The organism is Pseudomonas sp. p50(2008), from assembly GCF_015351605.1.
Taxonomy (GTDB): domain Bacteria; phylum Pseudomonadota; class Gammaproteobacteria; order Pseudomonadales; family Pseudomonadaceae; genus Aquipseudomonas.
This window is the reverse complement of the sequence record NZ_JACMYF010000008.1, coordinates 142,732-159,299: the sequence shown is the minus strand read 5'-3', so window position 1 is coordinate 159,299 and position 16,568 is coordinate 142,732. Positions and strand designations below refer to the sequence as shown.

The following is a 16,568-nucleotide window of genomic DNA, read 5'->3' as shown; positions in this document are numbered from 1 at the left end:
TGAATTAGGACCGTGATAAACGCGATGCAGTTCGCCGTTATACTCGCCGCTCTGTTTTGGAGCCAGCATGATTTCTTTACCGATCGATGATGTTTTACCCGCCCTGCGTGAAGCCCTGGCTACACGCCACGAAGCTGTGCTCGAAGCACCGCCCGGCGCGGGTAAGACGACTCGCGTTCCCTTGGCCTTGCTCAACGAGCCATGGCTGGCCGGGCAGACCATTCTGATGCTTGAACCGCGTCGTCTGGCGGCGCGGGCAGCGGCGGAGCGTCTGGCCAGCGAGCTGGGCGAGAAGGTCGGCGAAACCGTGGGTTATCGTATTCGGCTGGACAGCAAGGTAGGCCCCAACACCCGCATCGAAGTGGTCACCGAAGGCATTCTGACCCGGCGCCTGCAGGACGATCCTGCACTGGAAGGCGTAGGCCTGCTGATCTTCGATGAATTCCACGAACGCAGCCTCGACGCTGATCTGGCATTGGCCCTGAGCCTGAACGGCCGGGAGCTGTTCCGCGATGATCAACCGCTGAAAATCCTGTTGATGTCGGCAACTCTGGAAGGCGAGCGTCTGGCCGGATTGCTCGATGACGCACCGATCCTGCGCAGCGAAGGCCGCATGTACCCGGTGGCGATGCGTTGGGGGCGGCCGTTCCAGCCCGGTGAATTCATCGAGCCGCGGGTGGTGCAAACCATTCTCGAAGCATTGAACGATGAAACCGGCAGTGTGCTGGTGTTCTTGCCGGGGCAGGCGGAAATCCGTCGGGTGCACCAGCAGTTGATCGACGCGCTGGGTGATCACACGCCGGTACTGCTTTGCCCGTTACACGGTGAGCTGGACCTGGCTGCGCAGCGCGCTGCCATTGACCCCGCGCCTGCGGGCAAGCGCAAAGTGGTCCTGGCAACCAACATCGCCGAAACCAGCCTGACCATCGACGGCGTGCGCGTGGTGATCGATGCAGGGCTGGCACGGGTGCCGCGCTTCGATCCCGGCAGCGGCATGACTCGCCTCGATACTCAACGCATCTCCCGCGCCAGTGCCACTCAACGCGCGGGCCGGGCCGGGCGACTGGAGCCGGGTGTGTGTTATCGCCTGTGGTCCCAGGATCAGCACGAACAGCTGGCGGCATACGCCAGCGCGGAAATTCTTTCAGCGGACCTTGCCGGATTGGCCTTGCAACTCGGGCGCTGGGGTGTGGTACCGACGCAACTGGTTTGGCTCGACGTACCGCCAGCTGCAGCCTATGCACAAGCGCAGGACCTGCTCGGCCGCCTGGGTGCCTTGGAGGGTGAGGCGTTGACCCGTCACGGCCAGGCCATGGCCGAGCTGCCGGCGCATCCGCGTATCGCGCATTTGTTATTGCGTGGCCAGGCGCTGGGCTTGGCGGACATGGCGTGCGATGTCGCGGCACTGCTCGGTGAGCGGGACATCTTGCGCGGTGCCGGGGCGGATCTGCACAGTCGGCTGGTGCTGTTGTCCGGCGAAGAACGCGCCGCTCGTGGTGCTCAGGGCGGCGTGCAGCGTGCCCGGCAACTGGCGCGGCAGTATCGCGGTTATCTGCGGGGCAAAGCGTCGGAACCGGTCAGCAATCCGGATCACCCGCGCTGGCTGGGCGCACTGCTGGCGCTGGCCTATCCCGACCGCGTCGCCCAGCAGCGGCGTGCCGGGGGCGCCGAGTATCGTCTGGCCAATGGTCGCGCCGCGTTGTTTGCCGAGGCCGACAGTCTGATGAAGCAACCCTGGCTGGTGATCGCCGACCTCGGCAGTCGACAAGGGCAGCGTGAGGAGCGGATTTATCTGGCGGCGGATTTCGATCCGGCGCTGTTCGATTCCGTGCTGGCCGAACAAGTGCGGGTGGTCGATCAGCTGGATTGGGATGAGCGCGAAGGCGTGCTGCGCGCCGAGCGGCAACGCAAGGTCGGGGAGTTGATCCTCAGCCGTGAACCACTGACCGGTCTGGATGAAACCGCGCGCAGTCAGGCGCTGGTCAATCTGGTGCGACGCAAGGGGCTGGAGCTGTTGCCCTGGACCCCGGAGCTGCGCCAGTGGCAGGCGCGTGTGGCGCTCCTGCGCCAACTGGATCTGGGTAGCAAAGGCGAGAGTGAATGGCCGGATGTCAGCGACGGGGCGTTGAATAAAAACCTCGAACACTGGCTGATGCCGTATCTGGGAAAGGTCTCGCGCCTCAGTCACTTCGCCAATCTGGACCTGTCGAGCATCGTCCATAACCTGCTGCCCTGGCCACTCCCGCAACGGCTGGACGAACTGGCACCCCATCACTTGTCCGTGCCATCGGGCTCGTCGATTCGTCTGGATTACAGCGAGCATCCGCCGATTCTGGCGGTGCGGTTGCAGGAACTGTTTGGCCTGTCCGACACCCCGCGTATCGCCGGTGGTCGCCAAGTAGTGAAGCTGCATTTATTGTCCCCGGCGCGTCGTCCGGTGCAAGTGACCCAGGACCTGGCGAACTTCTGGCGCAGCACGTATGCCGAGGTGAAGAAGGATTTGAAGGGGCGGTATCCGAAGCACTACTGGCCGGATGATCCACTGGTGGCCGAGGCTACTGCGCGGATCAAGCCTCGTAAAACCTGAAGCTTTGATCGTTCCCACGCGGAGCATGGGAACGATCATAAGCACCAGGTTCAGGCGCCGGCCTTCACGGTGAGCTGCTCCCGACAATAATCGGCAAACATCTGCGCCGGCTTGGTCAACTGCCCGCGCTTGAGCCACGCCGCCACCAACCCCGACCCCGTGACATCCTCAACGATGTCCACGCACACCACTTTCTTGCCGTCATACGTGCATTCCGAGTGCGGCCGCGTGACCAGGATCGAGAAACCAAACCCTTGCCCGACCATGCCCCGGACCATCTCGATCGACGGTGAGCTGAACGCGATATGCGGGGTCAGGCCCAACTCTTCAAACAGGCTGACGAAGTAGGTCCGGCTCGGTTGCACGTCCAGCAGAATCATCGGCTCCAGGCACAAATCCCGCAGCGACACTTGCTTGAGCTGGGCGAAGCGATGGTCCGCCGGCAGTAACGCATAGGGTCGTTGCGCCGGCATCAACGGCTCGGTTTCGATGGTGGCGTCCAGATCGTGTTCATACAGGATGGCCAGGTCGAAGGCGCCCGATGTCAGGCCTTGCACCAGCTCTTGTTGCTCACCGTCGCGGATGCGGATCTTCACCCCGGGGTATAGCGCCGAAAACCCGGCGATCAGCTGCGGCAAGTACAACGGCGCGACCGTTTCAAAGCAGCCGATATCGATTTGTCCGGACACCACATCGTTGTCGGCCAGGGCGTTCTGTTCGAACTCCTTGGCCATGCGCAGCAGTTCCTGGGCCTTGCGATAAAAGCGCGCGCCGCTGGGCGTCAGCGACACACCTTGAGCGTGGTGCCGGATCAGCAGTTGCACACCGAAGCTGTCCTCCAGGCCTTTGATTGCCGTGGAGATCGCCGGCTGGGCGATGTACAGCTTGCGCGAAGCCTCGGCGACGCTGCCGCACTCGACGGTGGTGATGAAGTATTTCAGTTGACGCAGGTTGTAGGCAGCCACGGCAAACCTCGGGGTGGATGATGTCGACATCCAAGCAAATTGCGAGCCGCCTGCATCCGTTCTGACGACGGTGTTTTTGTTGCTTGAACAATAACCACAAGCAACCCGGCTGGGGAGAATGACTACCCCGTTTTTTTATCGTCTGCGAAGACATTTTTACTATTTTTGCTGGACTCGTACCTGAGCCAACATCCAGGGCACAAGAAAGCCTTTGGAGCGTCTGAACGTGTTCGAGCTTGCATATTGGCAAAATAAAGCCGCTGCCCTGCGGTTTCCCGATCAGGCCGTCATCGACGGTAAACACGGTACGGCACAGACAGGGCAGACCTTTGCGGCAATCAATCCGGCCACCGGCCAGTGCCTGGCGAACGTGACCGCGTGCGGCGAAGCAGAGGTAGACGCGGCGGTGCGTAATGCACGGCAGGTGTTCGAGGCCGGCACGTGGTCGTGCCGATCACCGGCTGAGCGCAAGCAAGTGCTGCTGCGTTTGGCTGACCTGCTCATGACCTATCGTGAAGAACTGGCACTGCTGGATTCGCTGAACATGGGCAAGCCGGTAATGGATGCCTACAACATTGACGTCCCCGGCGCCGCCGGAGTGTTCCGCTGGTACGCCGAGAGCCTCGACAAACTCTACGATCAGATCGCCCCCAGCGCGCAAAACGTCCTCGCCACGATCACCCGTGAAGCGTTGGGCGTGGTCGCGGCCGTCGTGCCGTGGAACTTCCCGCTGGACATGGCGGCATGGAAACTGGCGCCGGCGCTGGCGGCGGGTAATTCGGTGATCCTCAAACCCGCTGAACAATCACCCTTTTCTGCCCTGCGTCTGGCCGAACTGGCGCTGGAAGCCGGCTTGCCAGCAGGCGTGCTCAACGTGTTGCCCGGGCTTGGCGAGCAGACCGGTAAAGCCCTCGGCTTGCACCCGGACGTCGATTGCCTGGTGTTCACCGGGTCCACGGAAGTCGGCAAATACTTCATGCAGTATTCCGCGCAATCGAACCTGAAACAGGTGTGGCTGGAGTGCGGCGGCAAGAGCGCCAACCTGGTGTTCGCCGATTGCCAGGACCTTGATCTGGCCGCCGAGAAAGCCGCGTTCGGGATCTTCTTCAATCAGGGCGAAGTATGCTCGGCCAACTCGCGGTTGTTAGTCGAGCGCTCGATTCACGACGCCTTTGTCGAGCGCCTCAAAGCCCAGGCTGAACGCTGGCTACCGGGGGATCCACTGGACCCGTCGAGCAGCGCCGGAGCGATCGTCGACAGCCGCCAGACCGCGCGCATCATGACGTTTATCGAACAGGCCGGACGCCAGGGCGCGACGAAGGTGTGTGGCGGTCGCCAGTCGATCTTCAACGGTTCCGACAACTTCATTCAACCGACGATCTTCACCGGTGTGCGCCCGGACATGCCGCTGTTTCGCGATGAAGTGTTCGGCCCGGTGCTGGCGGTGACGGCGTTCGATGACGAGGCACAGGCCTTGCAACTGGCCAACGACAGCGTCTACGGTCTGGCGGCTTCGCTGTGGACCGACGACCTCAACCGCGCCCACCGCGTGGCGCGACAATTGCGAGCGGGCACGGTGTCGGTCAACAGCGTTGATGCGCTGGACGTGACGGTGCCTTTTGGTGGCGGCAAACAGTCGGGATTCGGCCGTGACCTGTCGCTGCACTCATTCGATAAATACACCCAGCTGAAGACCACCTGGTTTCAGCTGCGCTGATAACAGCCGCTCACAACAAAACGGAGAACTGGCGATGACCACACCACGTGAAACCCGCGACTATCAGGCCGCCGACGCTGCGCACCACATCCACGCCTTCGTCGATCAAAAAGCCCTGAACGACGAAGGACCGCGCGTGATGGTCCGCGGTGAGCGTCTGCATCTGTGGGACAACGATGGTCGGCGTTACCTGGATGGCATGTCTGGGTTGTGGTGCACCAATCTCGGTTACGGGCGCAAGGATCTGGCTGCGGCGGCGACCCGGCAGCTTGAGCAATTGCCGTACTACAACATGTTTTTCCACACCACCCACCCGCAGGTGATCGAGCTCTCGGAGCTGCTGTTCAGCCTGTTGCCGGGGCACTACAGCCACGCGATCTACACCAACTCCGGGTCTGAGGCCAACGAGGTGCTGATCCGCACCGTGCGCCGTTACTGGCAGGTGCTCGGCAAACCCGAGAAGAAAATCATGATCGGTCGCTGGAACGGCTACCACGGTTCTACCCTGGCCGCGACGGCGCTGGGCGGGATGAAATTCATGCATGAAATGGGCGGCATGATCCCGGACATCGAACACATCGACGAGCCGTATTTCTTCGCCCATGAGGGCAATCTCACGCCGGCGGAATTCGGCCTGCGAGCGGCGCAGCAACTGGAAGCGAAGATTCTCGAACTGGGAGCGGACAAGGTCGCGGGCTTCATCGCCGAACCGTTCCAGGGAGCGGGCGGCATGATCTTTCCACCGGAAAGTTACTGGCCGGAAATCCAGCGCATCTGCCGCCAATACGACGTGCTGTTGTGTGCTGATGAAGTGATCGGCGGCTTCGGTCGTACCGGCGAATGGTTCGCCCATGAGTACTTCGGTTTTGAACCGGACACCTTGTCCATCGCCAAGGGTTTGACCTCCGGCTACATCCCCATGGGCGGGTTGATCCTGTCGAAGAAAATGGCCCAGGTGCTGGTGGAACAGGGCGGGGTGTTTGCCCACGGCCTGACCTATTCCGGACACCCGGTGGCGGCGGCGGTGGCGATTGCCAATCTCAAGGCATTGCGCGATGAAGGCGTGGTCACGCGCGTCAAGGATGACATCGGCCCGTACCTGCAACAGTGCTTGCGCGAGGTGTTCGGCAATCACCCGTTGGTGGGTGATATTCAAGGCGTGGGCATGGTCGCGGCGTTGCAACTGGCCGAGGACAAGACCAGCCGCAAGCGCTTCGCCAATGAGAACGACATTGCCTGGCGTTGCCGCACGATTGGCTTTGAAGAAGGGGTGATCATTCGCTCGACGTTGGGGCGGATGATCATGGCGCCGGCGTTGATTGCCAGTCGTGAGGAAATTGATGAATTGGTGGGCAAGACCTTGAAAGCGCTCGATCGTACGGCGCAGGAATACGGCCGGCTCTGATCTTTTATCGCTCTTGCGGACCTCAATCGCGGGCAAGCCCGCTCCCACAGATTTGTGTAAGTGCCGGATTTTGAGGCCAACACGCACACTGTGGGAGCGGGCTTGCCCGCGATAGCTATTGGCGATTCACACCCTATCTAATCTTTTGCACCCACCCCGTGCACCCCCTCCAACACCGCCCTTTTACCGGGCACGCTACCCAGTTTTTTCATCACTCCCGGCGACATATTTCCTAATTTTCCTTCTCCCCGCACTGGGCCAACATCGACTTCGCCAGTCAGCCCGATGCTGCCCACCGCAAGGTCCATCAGAGACCCGAGGTGACAGCTGATGTCCAGAGCCGCTGGCCGTACTGCCCATCAAAACTAAATCAACAGCTTTGGGAGTGCTCCATGATCAAGTCCTTGCTTACCCGTCTCGCCCATCCACTGGCGCTCACCGCCATTGCCGCCACGGTCGCCACCAGCGCCCAGGCCGGCACCCTGTCTATCGGTCACACCACCTGGGTGGGCTACGGCACGCTCTACCTGGCCCGGGACCTGGGTTACTTCAAGGAAAACGGCCTGACCGTCGAATTGCCCGTCGTCGAAGAAGCCTCCATGTACATGGCCGCGCAGGCTTCCGGCGAGTTGTCGGGATCGGCGTCGACCATCGACGAAGTGCTGAAATACCGTCCGCAATTTTGCTTCAAGGCCGTGGCTGCACTGGACGACAGCCATGGTGGCGACGGCGTGCTGGTGGGCAAGGACGTCAAGAGTCTGCAGGAGCTCAAAGGCAAAGCGGTGGCAGTGAACGAAGGGTCGACGTCCCAGTTCTGGTTGTCTTATCTGCTGAAGAAACACGGCATGACCATGAGCGACATCACCGTGCAGAACATGACGGCTGACGATGCCGCCACCGCGTTCATCGCCGGGCGCGTGCCGGCTGCCGTGACGTGGGAACCGCATCTGTCGATGGTGCGCAGCAAACAGCAAGGCAAGGTGCTGATCGACAGCAGCAGCACTCCGGGTGTGATCGTCGACGTGGTGGCGCTCAACTGTTCGGTCATCGAGAAGCAGCCGGAAGACGTCAAGGCGCTGGTCGCTGGTTTGTACAAGGCCGTCCAGTACACCAAGGATAATCCGGAAGAAGCCTACAAGATCATGGCCAAGGGCGTCGGTGGTTACCTGGCCGATCCAAAGGAACTGGCCGCCGCCGCGAAAGGCGTGCGGTTCTACGATCAAGCGATGAGCGAGAAACTCCTGGGCGCGCCGGGTGCGCCGGGCGACAGCGAAGCGTTGATCAAACTGGCCAACGAAACCGCCAGTGAATTGCAGGGCAAACCCTACAACGTCAGCAATGACGATCTGATCGACAACCGCTTCGTCACCCCGCTGTAGGAGGTTCGCATGTTCAAGCGCAATTCATGGCTGAGCCGCTGCATCACGCCCAAGACCGGTCTGCCGGTGCAGGTGATCTGGAGCGCCAGTGGGCTGGCCTGGGTGTTGTTGGTGGGCTTGTGGGCCGGCTTGTCTTACGGCGGTGTGGTACCGGGGATGTTCCTGCCGACACCGGGTGCGGTGGTTGAAGCCGCCGTGCGCCTGAGCCGCGACGGCACCCTCGGTCTGCATGTGTGGGCCAGTCTCGAAGTGGTGATGGTCGGGTTTATTATCTCGTCGCTGGTGGCCGTGCCGCTGGGGTTGCTGATGGGCAGCTTCCGCATCGTTCAAGCGTTCCTCGAACCGATGGTCAATTTCATTCGCTACCTGCCGGTGACGTCGTTCGTGCCGCTGTTCATTCTGTGGATCGGCATCGGCCTGGAGCAACGGGTTTCGGTGATCATCTTCGGCGTGTTCTTCCAGCAACTGGTGATGATCGCTGACGTGTCGAAAGGCATCTCCAAGGACCTGATCAACGCGTCCTACACCCTCGGTTCAAATCGCCGCGATGCGGTGCTCCACGTGATCGCGCCAGCGTCGTTGCCCGGTGTCCTCGACACCTTGCGCGTGACCATGGGCTGGGCCTGGACTTACCTGGTGGTCGCCGAGCTGGTGGCGGCGTCCAGTGGCCTGGGTTACCTGAGTCTCAAAGCCATGCGCGGCTTTCAGGTTGACGTGATCTTCCTGGCTATCGCGATCATCGGCCTGCTGGGCCTGTTCACCGATCAACTGTTCCGCTTCCTACGTCTGAGGATCGCCGCATGGGCTCAGTAACCGCAGTCAACCCTCGTTTCGTCACGTCCCAGTCGGCTCCGGTACAGGCCGCGCCACGGTTGCAAGTGGACAAGGTCAGTCTGCGCTACCAGAAGCCCGACGGCGGGATGTTTACCGCGCTGGAGAAGGTGTCGTTCGAGGTGCCCGATCAACAATTCGCGGTGCTGGTCGGGCCGTCAGGCTGTGGCAAGTCGAGCCTGTTGTACCTCACCGCCGGGCTCAACGAACCCACCGAAGGCGAGATCTACGTGGGCGGCCAGCAAGTGCAGGGGCCGGGTGCGGACCGCGGCATGGTGTTCCAGAGCTACACCCTGTTCCCCTGGCTGACCGTGCGCCAGAACGTCGAATTCGGTCTCAAACGGCGTGGTATGGCGACCGCGCAGCGCAAGGAAATCGTCGACTACTACGTCAATGAAGTGGGCCTGACCGGCTTTGCCGACAACTACGCCAAGCAGCTGTCCGGCGGCATGATGCAACGTGTGGCGATTGCTCGGGCGCTGGCCAACGATCCGCAGATTCTGCTGATGGACGAACCTTTCGGCGCCCTTGATAGCCAAACGCGCCTGCAAATGCAGCAGCTGTTATTGCGGGTCTGGGGCAACAGCAAAAAAACCGTGCTGTTCGTGACTCACGATATCGACGAGGCGATTCTGTTGGGGGATCGGGTCTATGTGATGGGCGCGCGGCCGGGGCGCATCAAGCAGATTCTGGATGTACCGATCGAACGCCCACGCCACCTGGACATGGTCATGGAACGCTCGTTTATCGAGATGAAACGCGAGATTTTCGGGTTGCTGCATGATGAGCTGGAGGAGGCGCATTGAACCGAACCGGTTGTGCACAATTCCCCCTGTAGGAGTGAGCCTGCTCGCGATGGCTTTTTTCCAGGCGATGTATAGGGTGCCTGATCCACCGCTATCGCGAGCAGGCTCACTCCTACAGGTTTTGTGTTTAGCCAGAGCTTACGGTGCTGCGGGCAACAGAAACCGCGCAATCACTGGCAAGTGATCGGAAATGCGCAACGTATCGTCCTGCCTCACCATGGCCTCGACCCGTTTGATTCGCGGGCTGTAGAACAGGTAATCAACCGTCCGGTCCGGGCCGTTCAAGCCCGGATCGTTCGGGTAATGCGTCAGCCACAGCGCCCGGTCGGCACCGCTGGCTTCGTTGTTGGTGGGGATCATCGGGTATTTGTCCCACAGCAGATGCAGCGCGCTGTCGGCGGAGTAGGGCGTGCGTTGTTCGTTGGGCAGGCGTTGGAATTGACCCAACGGCAACAGATTGAAATCACCGCCAATCAGCCATGGGGTGCCTCGGCTTTCGTATCGGTCGAGCACCTTGCCCACGGCGGTCACCTGGTCTTGCAGCCTTTCATCCGGTTGGGTGGCGCGGTCCAGATGCGTATTGAGCGCGGCGATCTGGCCGCCATCGCTTAGCGGCAGATACGTGACCAGCAGAGCGTTTTTCGGTTTGAACTGACGGCTGATGAAGTTGGCGGGCTCGATGGGCAATTGCAGGCGTTCGGCGTGTTCGATCTGGTAGCGGCTGAGGGTGGCGAGTTGCCGGCCGACGGCGCCAAAGATGCGGGGCTCGGGAACGAATTCGGCCTTCCAGTCAAATGCGTGGGCGCTGCAGGGGTAAAGGTCGGCGAGCCGTTCCTGGAGCAGTTTGAGCTGGTTCTGGTAGTCGCTGGCTTTGGCCCCGTCATCCAGCTCCTGCAACAGCACAATGTCCGGCTGCTCGTCACGGATCACCCGCGCCACTTCATCGAGGCTGAATGCCATGTCTTCGGGCGTGGGATTTTCGTCATTGCCTTGGGCCAGGTCGTTCCAGAACACATAGCGCTTGCCTGCCAGGTACTGGACGTTCCAGGTCATTATCTTCAGCGCTTGGCCAGGCACCAGCGTGGGGGCCTGTGCGTTGCAACTGACGGGCAACATTTCCTTGGCCTCGGGGCGCCAGGTCAGGTTGTAGATCAGCAGGGCGACCAGGGCGATCGCGATCAGCAGGCCCAGCAAGGTGTAGCGCAGTAGACGGGTCATGACTCGGCTTTTATCGCGTTACAAAAGATGAGCCCGAGCATAACCGAGCGTCGGGCGTAATCCCAAGGATGTCTACGCAAATAGCGTTCCCCCCTGTAGCAGCTAACGAAACCCGTTGTGGCGAGGGGATTTATCCCCGTTGGGTCGCGCAGCGGCCCCAAAATCTTTACGACTGCTGCGCAGCCGAACGGGGCGGTGCGACGTTCGCTAAATCCCCTCGCCACATCTCAATCGGACGCCAGCTGCTCCAGGTGGCGCGGTGTCAGTCAACGCAGAGGGCTGCGGCGTCAGTTACAGCGGCCCATCGGTTTTGGCCGGTTGTTCGCTGATCAACATGAACAAACGGAACAGCACCACGCTGGTGAACAGTTGCAGGAAGCTGTGGGCGCTGTCGATCAGCAGTGAAATGACAGGGTTTTGCGGGTCCGGGTAGATCGTCAGTGTCGCGCCCTTGAGTACCCACAACGGGCCCATCACACACAGGATGCACACCAGGATTCTCAGGAAATGTCCCCGTGTCAGGCGCAGGCTTTCCTTCATGGCGGCAAGCGGGGCCAATCCACGCAGCACCAGCAGGTATTCGCCGAAGGCCAGGGTCACCATCAGCCAGATGCCTGGCAGGAAATACAGCGACAAGCCGAGCAGGATCAGCAGCGTGTTAAGGGCCGTCAGCAGGGCGAAACGCGGCCACAGTGTCGCAGACATTGCCAGCAGGTCACGGGTGCGCGGCGATTCGCCACGACTGCGGGCGTCGAGAAACAGGATCAGTGCGGCGGTGTAGAGCGGGTAGATCAACAAACCGACGATCACGCTGATGCCAGGAAAGCTGTCCGGCTCAGTGGAGTAGTCAACGACTTGTTGCAACAGCGCCTCGAAGATCACCAGCGGCAGGCACAGCCGCACGATCTGGCCCAGATTGCGCTTGAAGAAATACAGAGAGTCACGCAGTACATCGAAGGAATTCATCAGTCGGTATCGCAGGTTGAAAGCAGTGGCTCACTTTAACCGATGATGCGCTGGGGGGCGCAAACGTAAACGTTCGGTAAAGGTCATTGAAACATCCTGTATCAGCCTCCATTACCAGTGAGCAGCTTATCCACAGTGGATGAGACGACGAAATTCCCGGCAATCTACGAGGTCGCCATGAACAGCGAAGAACAAACCCTGATCGATGGACTGTTTTCCCGGCTGCAGCAGGCCGAAACGGATTCAGCCCCGCGTGACGCTCAGGCCGAGGCGCGGATCAAGGAACACCTGACTCGCCAGCCCGCAGCAGGCTATTTCATGACCCAGGCGATTCTGGTGCAAGAGGCAGCCCTCAAGAGCCTCGACCAGCAGAACAAGCAACTCACCCAGCAAGTCCAGCAATTGCAGGCCGAGCTGCAGCAAGCCAAAGCACAGCCCTCAGCACCGGCGAGTGGTGGCTTCCTGTCGAGCATCTTTGGCGGTGGTTCCCGTGATACGCAGCCAGCGCCCACTCAATCGGCACCGGTTTCGAGCAGTGGAGGCTGGCGTGAGCCGGCGCGTCCTTCGTTCAATTCGCAGCCCGCTCAGCAAAACTTCGGTGCTGCACCCCCTCAGCAGAATTACGCCGCGCAGCAGCCGGCGGGTGGCAGTTTTCTTGGCGGCGCCCTGAAAACGGCAGCCGGCGTGGCGGGTGGCGTGATGCTGGCACAAGGCATCAGCAGCCTGTTCAATCACAATAAGCAGCCCGAAGTGGTTGAAGTGATCAAGGAAGAACCGGCTCAGGTCAACGATCAGAGCGGCGGCGACAATGGTTGGGGCGATGACCAGCGTGTCGCTGACAACAGCGCCAGTGATCAGGGCGGTTATGCCGATGCTGATTACAGTGACGACAGTTCGTCATTCTTTGGCGCAGATGACGACTCCTTCGTCTGATTCCGTTGCGGCGAGGGGGCAACCTCCCTCGCCGCATGGCTGATTATTCGCGGAACATTCCTTCGTGCTGGCATACTGGGCTCCCTTTCGGGCCTGGTGCCTGATCCAGCCTGCGCGTCTGCGCGCGAACGAGGATGAACGGTGAAAAAAATCGCAGTGTTCGCCGATGTCCAGAACCTCTATTACACCGTGCGTCAGGCTTATGGTTGCCACTTCAACTACGCCGCGCTGTGGGCTGATATCAGCAAGCAGGGCGAGATTGTCGAGGCCTATGCCTACGCGATCGATCGTGGCGACAGCAAACAGCAGCAGTTCCAGCAGATCCTGCGCAACCTGGGCTTCGTCGTGAAGCTGAAACCCTACATCCAGCGCAGCGACGGCTCGGCCAAGGGTGATTGGGACGTGGGCATCACCCTCGATATCATGGACGCCGCCGATCACGTCGACGAAGTCGTTTTGGCTTCCGGCGACGGTGATTTCGACATGCTGCTCGAGCGCATCATCAGCAAGCATGGCGTGCAAGCCGTGGCTTACGGCGTGCCTGGCCTGACCGCCAACTCGCTGATCCGCGCCGCCAGCCGCTATGTGCCGATCGAAGGCGCATTGCTGCTCAAGAATTGATTTTTACGGAGTTGAAACAGGTTTGGAACGCATAGCAGTCATCGACTTTGAAACCACCGGGATCTCACCGAGCAGCAGTTGCCGGGCCACGGAAATCGCCGTGGTGATCCTTGAACAGGGGCGCATCGTCGAGCGTTACCAGAGCCTGATGAACGCCGGCGTGCGCGTGCCGGGATTCATCGAACAACTCACCGGCATCAGCAACGCCATGTTGCGCACCGCACCCTCGGCCGAGAAAGTGATGAATGAAGTCAACGAGTTCGTTGGCATCACGCCTCTGTTAGCGCACAACGCGGCGTTCGACCAGAAGTTCTGGGATTTCGAGATGGGGCGCATCAAGCGCACCCGCTTGCAGAACTTTGCCTGTTCACTGCTGCTCGCCCGTCGTCTGATGCCCGCGGCGCCGAACCATAAACTCGGCACCCTCACCACCTTCGCGCAACTGCCCCACACGGGGGAGGCTCACCGGGCCATGGCTGATGCCGAAATGGCGGCCAACCTGACGGCGCACCTGGCCCAGGAATTACGGCAGAAGCATGGGCTGCGGGAGTTGTCTCATGATTTGCTGTGCAGTTTGCAGAAAGTGCCGGCGGCGAAGATCAATGAGCATTTGAAGCGGCATCGCGGGTTCTGACGGGAACACCGTAAATATGCTGAACGCTTGATCCCTCGAATTCTCGAACTCCTGACTCCTACACGTATTTTCAAAGTGTACCGGTGCGAAAAACCGGTTTTGTAACTTATTTTTACCCATTGGCCTTTCTAGAATAACCGTTCTTTTGTCTTGCCTTCGAGCTGCCCCATGCCTGGCTTACGTCGCTTCCCTTTACCATTGATCGCCGCCTTTTTCGCGCTGTACGTGATTTGGGGTTCGACCTACCTGGTGATTCGAATCGGCGTGGAATACTGGCCGCCGCTGCTGCTCGCCGGTATTCGCTTCGTGATTGCGGGCACGCTGATGTACGCGTTCCTGCGCTGGCGCGGGGCACCTGCACCGACGTGGGCGCAGTGGAAAGCGGCGGGCATCATCGGAATATTGCTGCTGAGCTGTGGTAACGGTGCGGTCAGTATTGCCGAACATACAGGCGTTGCTTCGGGTGTTGCCGCGTTGGCAGTGGCGACGGTGCCCTTGTTTACCTTGCTCTGCGGATACTTCTGGGGCGCGCGAAATACCCGTCTCGAATGGGCCGGGATTGTGCTCGGGTTGATCGGCATTGGCATGTTGAACCTCGGCTCCAACCTGCAATCGAGCCCGACGGGCGCAGCGTTGCTGGTCTTCGCCGCAGCGGCCTGGGCTTTTGGGTCGGTCTGGAGCAGACACCTGCCGTTGCCTCAGGGCGCGATGGCCAGCGCGGTGGAAATGCTGGTGGGCGGCGTTGTGTTGTTGATCGGCAGCGCCGTGAGCGGCGAACGCCTGGAAAGCCTGCCACCGGTTGAAGGTTGGGTGGCCCTGGCTTATCTGATCTTCTTCGGCTCGATCATCGCGTTCAACGCGTACATGTACCTGTTGAAAAACGTGCGGCCAGCGGCGGCTACAAGCTATGCCTACGTGAACCCGGCGGTCGCGGTATTGCTCGGGATTGTGTTTGTCGGTGAGACCATCGGAATTGAAGAAGCGTTGGCCATGGCCGTGATCATCAGCGCCGTGGTCCTGATCGGGTTGCCGCAGTGGCGACGGGCTCCGGTCAAACCCGCTGCAGCGGTGCCGACAGAATCCCGCGTGAATTAGGGTAAACTGCGCGGCATTGCACAACCGCGCTGAATTTTCCTACGGTAATCCCATGACTTTCGCCACCCTTGGCCTGATCGAACCCTTGCTGCGCTCTCTTGATACGCTCGGCTACCAGACCCCGACGCCGGTTCAGGCGCAAGCCATTCCAGCGGTGCTGGCCGGTCGCGACCTGATGGCCGCCGCCCAGACGGGGACAGGCAAGACCGCCGGTTTCGCGCTGCCACTCCTGCAATTGCTGGCCATGGAAGGGCCGAAAGTGGCGTCAAACTCGGTGCGCGCGCTGATCCTGGTGCCGACTCGTGAATTGGCGGAACAGGTTCACGAAGCCGTGCGTCAGTACGCCGAGAATCTGCCGTTGAGCACTTACGCGGTATACGGCGGCGTCAGCATCAACCCGCAGATGATGAAGCTGCGCAAAGGTGTCGACGTGCTGGTGGCGACCCCGGGTCGTTTGCTCGACCTGTATCGCCAGAAGGCCCTCAAGTTCAATCAGCTGCAAACCCTGATTCTTGACGAAGCTGACCGCATGCTCGATCTGGGTTTTTCGGAAGAGCTGGGGAATATTTACCGCGTGCTGCCGAAACAACGTCAGACGCTGTTGTTTTCCGCGACCTTCTCCGACGCCATCCGTTTGTTGGCCGGGCAAATGCTCAACGACCCTCTGACCATCGAGGTCAGCCCGCGCAACGTTGCCGCCAACACGGTCAAGCAGTGGGTGGTGACGGTCGACAAAAAGCGCAAGCCGGAACTGTTCATCCATTTGCTGCGCAAGGGCAAGTGGAAGCAGGTCCTGGTGTTCGCGAAAACCCGTAACGGCGTGGACGCGCTGGTGGAAAAACTCCAGGGCCTGGGCATCAACGCCGACGGCATCCACGGGGATAAACCACAGGCGACGCGCCAGCGCGCACTGGACCGTTTCAAGGCCAGTGAAGTACAGATCCTGGTGGCCACCGACGTGGCGGCCCGCGGTCTGGATATCGAAGATTTGCCGTTGGTGGTCAACTTCGACCTGCCGATCGTGGCGGAAGACTACATTCACCGCATTGGTCGTACCGGTCGTGCGGGTGCAACCGGGCAGGCGATTTCGCTGGTCTGCGCGGATGAAGTGAATCTGCTGTCGGCCATTGAAACGCTGACGCGTCAGACATTGCCTCGGCAGGTGGAGCACGATTTCGAACCTGAACACCGCGTGCCGGACACTGATGCCAGCGGTCAGGTCGTGAAGAAACCGAAAAAGCCGAAGAAGCCAAAAACCTCCGGCGGCGGCAAGCGCAACCTGGGCAAGTGGGTCGAGAGTGGGGATGCTTCGGCGCCGGAACCTTCGATCAAGCCTGTGCGAAAAGTGCCGGTGTTCAATACCGGGCCGCGTAAGAAGAAGCCTTAATTCGCTGTTTGAGTGATCGTTCCC

At 60.7% G+C, this 16,568-nt stretch carries 14 protein-coding genes; 11 read left to right on the top strand and 3 right to left on the bottom strand.

Features of this window, described 5'->3' with window-relative positions; translation table 11 throughout:
- Positions 1 to 67 precede the first annotated feature (67 nt).
- Positions 68 to 2,587, top strand: coding sequence for an ATP-dependent helicase HrpB (gene hrpB / locus H7698_RS22330; RefSeq protein WP_194692843.1), 2,520 nt, complete (start codon positions 68 to 70; stop codon positions 2,585 to 2,587).
- 50 nt (positions 2,588 to 2,637) lie between these two features.
- On the opposite strand, the gene H7698_RS22325 is transcribed toward hrpB, so the two are convergent.
- A complete protein-coding gene (locus H7698_RS22325; RefSeq protein WP_194692842.1) occupies positions 2,638 to 3,552 on the bottom strand; it encodes a LysR substrate-binding domain-containing protein in 915 nt (304 codons plus the stop codon).
- A 226-nt stretch (positions 3,553 to 3,778) separates the two neighbouring features.
- On the opposite strand from H7698_RS22325, the gene H7698_RS22320 reads away from it, so the two are divergent.
- The 5 genes from H7698_RS22320 (at position 3,779) to H7698_RS22300 (ending at position 9,690) form a co-directional block, all read left to right on the top strand.
- A complete protein-coding gene (locus H7698_RS22320) occupies positions 3,779 to 5,269 on the top strand; it encodes an aldehyde dehydrogenase (protein WP_194692841.1) in 1,491 nt (496 codons plus the stop codon).
- Positions 5,270 to 5,303: 34 nt separating this feature from the next.
- Positions 5,304 to 6,674, top strand: coding sequence for an aspartate aminotransferase family protein (locus tag H7698_RS22315; protein WP_194692840.1), 1,371 nt, complete (start codon positions 5,304 to 5,306; stop codon positions 6,672 to 6,674).
- A 392-nt stretch (positions 6,675 to 7,066) separates the two neighbouring features.
- Complete coding sequence (locus tag H7698_RS22310; protein WP_194692839.1) at positions 7,067 to 8,053, top strand: ABC transporter substrate-binding protein; 987 nt, start codon at positions 7,067 to 7,069, stop codon at positions 8,051 to 8,053.
- Positions 8,054 to 8,062: 9 nt separating this feature from the next.
- Positions 8,063 to 8,866 carry an ABC transporter permease gene (locus tag H7698_RS22305; RefSeq protein ID WP_162439577.1) on the top strand — a complete coding sequence of 268 codons (804 nt, stop codon included), beginning with the start codon at positions 8,063 to 8,065 and terminating at the stop codon, positions 8,864 to 8,866.
- Entirely contained in the window at positions 8,854 to 9,690 is an 837-nt protein-coding gene (locus tag H7698_RS22300) for an ABC transporter ATP-binding protein (protein WP_194692838.1), read from the top strand. Before H7698_RS22305 ends, H7698_RS22300 begins: the two co-directional genes overlap by 13 nt.
- A 138-nt stretch (positions 9,691 to 9,828) precedes the next feature.
- Here the strand turns inward: H7698_RS22300 and H7698_RS22295 are convergent, their stop codons facing one another.
- Together H7698_RS22295 and H7698_RS22290 are read right to left on the bottom strand one after the other, a co-directional pair.
- The gene (locus tag H7698_RS22295; protein ID WP_194692837.1) at positions 9,829 to 10,908 is read right to left on the bottom strand and encodes an endonuclease/exonuclease/phosphatase family protein; all 1,080 of its coding nucleotides are present in this window, start codon (positions 10,906 to 10,908) and stop codon (positions 9,829 to 9,831) included.
- Between the two features lie 291 nt (positions 10,909 to 11,199).
- Positions 11,200 to 11,874: a YciC family protein gene (locus H7698_RS22290; RefSeq protein ID WP_194692836.1), complete on the bottom strand. Its 675-nt coding sequence runs from the start codon at positions 11,872 to 11,874 to the stop codon at positions 11,200 to 11,202.
- A gap of 177 nt (positions 11,875 to 12,051) precedes the next feature.
- On the opposite strand from H7698_RS22290, the gene H7698_RS22285 reads away from it, so the two are divergent.
- The 5 genes from H7698_RS22285 to H7698_RS22265 all read left to right on the top strand — a co-directional run bounded on the left by H7698_RS22285 (position 12,052) and on the right by H7698_RS22265 (position 16,544).
- Positions 12,052 to 12,807, top strand: a complete 756-nt coding sequence (locus tag H7698_RS22285) for a DUF2076 domain-containing protein (protein WP_194692835.1) — start codon at positions 12,052 to 12,054, stop codon at positions 12,805 to 12,807.
- Between the two features lie 141 nt (positions 12,808 to 12,948).
- Complete coding sequence (locus H7698_RS22280; RefSeq protein WP_054616703.1) at positions 12,949 to 13,428, top strand: LabA-like NYN domain-containing protein; 480 nt, start codon at positions 12,949 to 12,951, stop codon at positions 13,426 to 13,428.
- A 22-nt stretch (positions 13,429 to 13,450) separates the two neighbouring features.
- Positions 13,451 to 14,062: a 3'-5' exonuclease gene (locus H7698_RS22275; protein ID WP_194692834.1), complete on the top strand. Its 612-nt coding sequence runs from the start codon at positions 13,451 to 13,453 to the stop codon at positions 14,060 to 14,062.
- Positions 14,063 to 14,230: 168 nt separating this feature from the next.
- Positions 14,231 to 15,157, top strand: a complete 927-nt coding sequence (gene yedA, locus H7698_RS22270; protein WP_162439571.1) for a drug/metabolite exporter YedA — start codon at positions 14,231 to 14,233, stop codon at positions 15,155 to 15,157.
- A 52-nt stretch (positions 15,158 to 15,209) separates the two neighbouring features.
- Positions 15,210 to 16,544, top strand: coding sequence for a DEAD/DEAH box helicase (locus H7698_RS22265; RefSeq protein WP_194692833.1), 1,335 nt, complete (start codon positions 15,210 to 15,212; stop codon positions 16,542 to 16,544).
- Positions 16,545 to 16,568 lie beyond the last annotated feature (24 nt).

What these genes read in the sequence shown, in the direction of transcription:
- H7698_RS22295 (WP_194692837.1), bottom strand. Translation starts at nt 10,908, where the DNA reads ATGACCCGTCTACTGCGCTACACCTTGCTGGGCCTGCTGATCGCGATC.
- H7698_RS22285 (WP_194692835.1), top strand. Translation starts at nt 12,052, where the DNA reads ATGAACAGCGAAGAACAAACCCTGATCGATGGACTGTTTTCCCGGCTG.
- H7698_RS22310 (WP_194692839.1), top strand. Translation starts at nt 7,067, where the DNA reads ATGATCAAGTCCTTGCTTACCCGTCTCGCCCATCCACTGGCGCTCACC.
- hrpB (WP_194692843.1), top strand. Translation starts at nt 68, where the DNA reads ATGATTTCTTTACCGATCGATGATGTTTTACCCGCCCTGCGTGAAGCC.
- H7698_RS22300 (WP_194692838.1), top strand. Translation starts at nt 8,854, where the DNA reads ATGGGCTCAGTAACCGCAGTCAACCCTCGTTTCGTCACGTCCCAGTCG.
- H7698_RS22290 (WP_194692836.1), bottom strand. Translation starts at nt 11,874, where the DNA reads ATGAATTCCTTCGATGTACTGCGTGACTCTCTGTATTTCTTCAAGCGC.
- H7698_RS22315 (WP_194692840.1), top strand. Translation starts at nt 5,304, where the DNA reads ATGACCACACCACGTGAAACCCGCGACTATCAGGCCGCCGACGCTGCG.
- yedA (WP_162439571.1), top strand. Translation starts at nt 14,231, where the DNA reads ATGCCTGGCTTACGTCGCTTCCCTTTACCATTGATCGCCGCCTTTTTC.
- H7698_RS22305 (WP_162439577.1), top strand. Translation starts at nt 8,063, where the DNA reads ATGTTCAAGCGCAATTCATGGCTGAGCCGCTGCATCACGCCCAAGACC.
- H7698_RS22265 (WP_194692833.1), top strand. Translation starts at nt 15,210, where the DNA reads ATGACTTTCGCCACCCTTGGCCTGATCGAACCCTTGCTGCGCTCTCTT.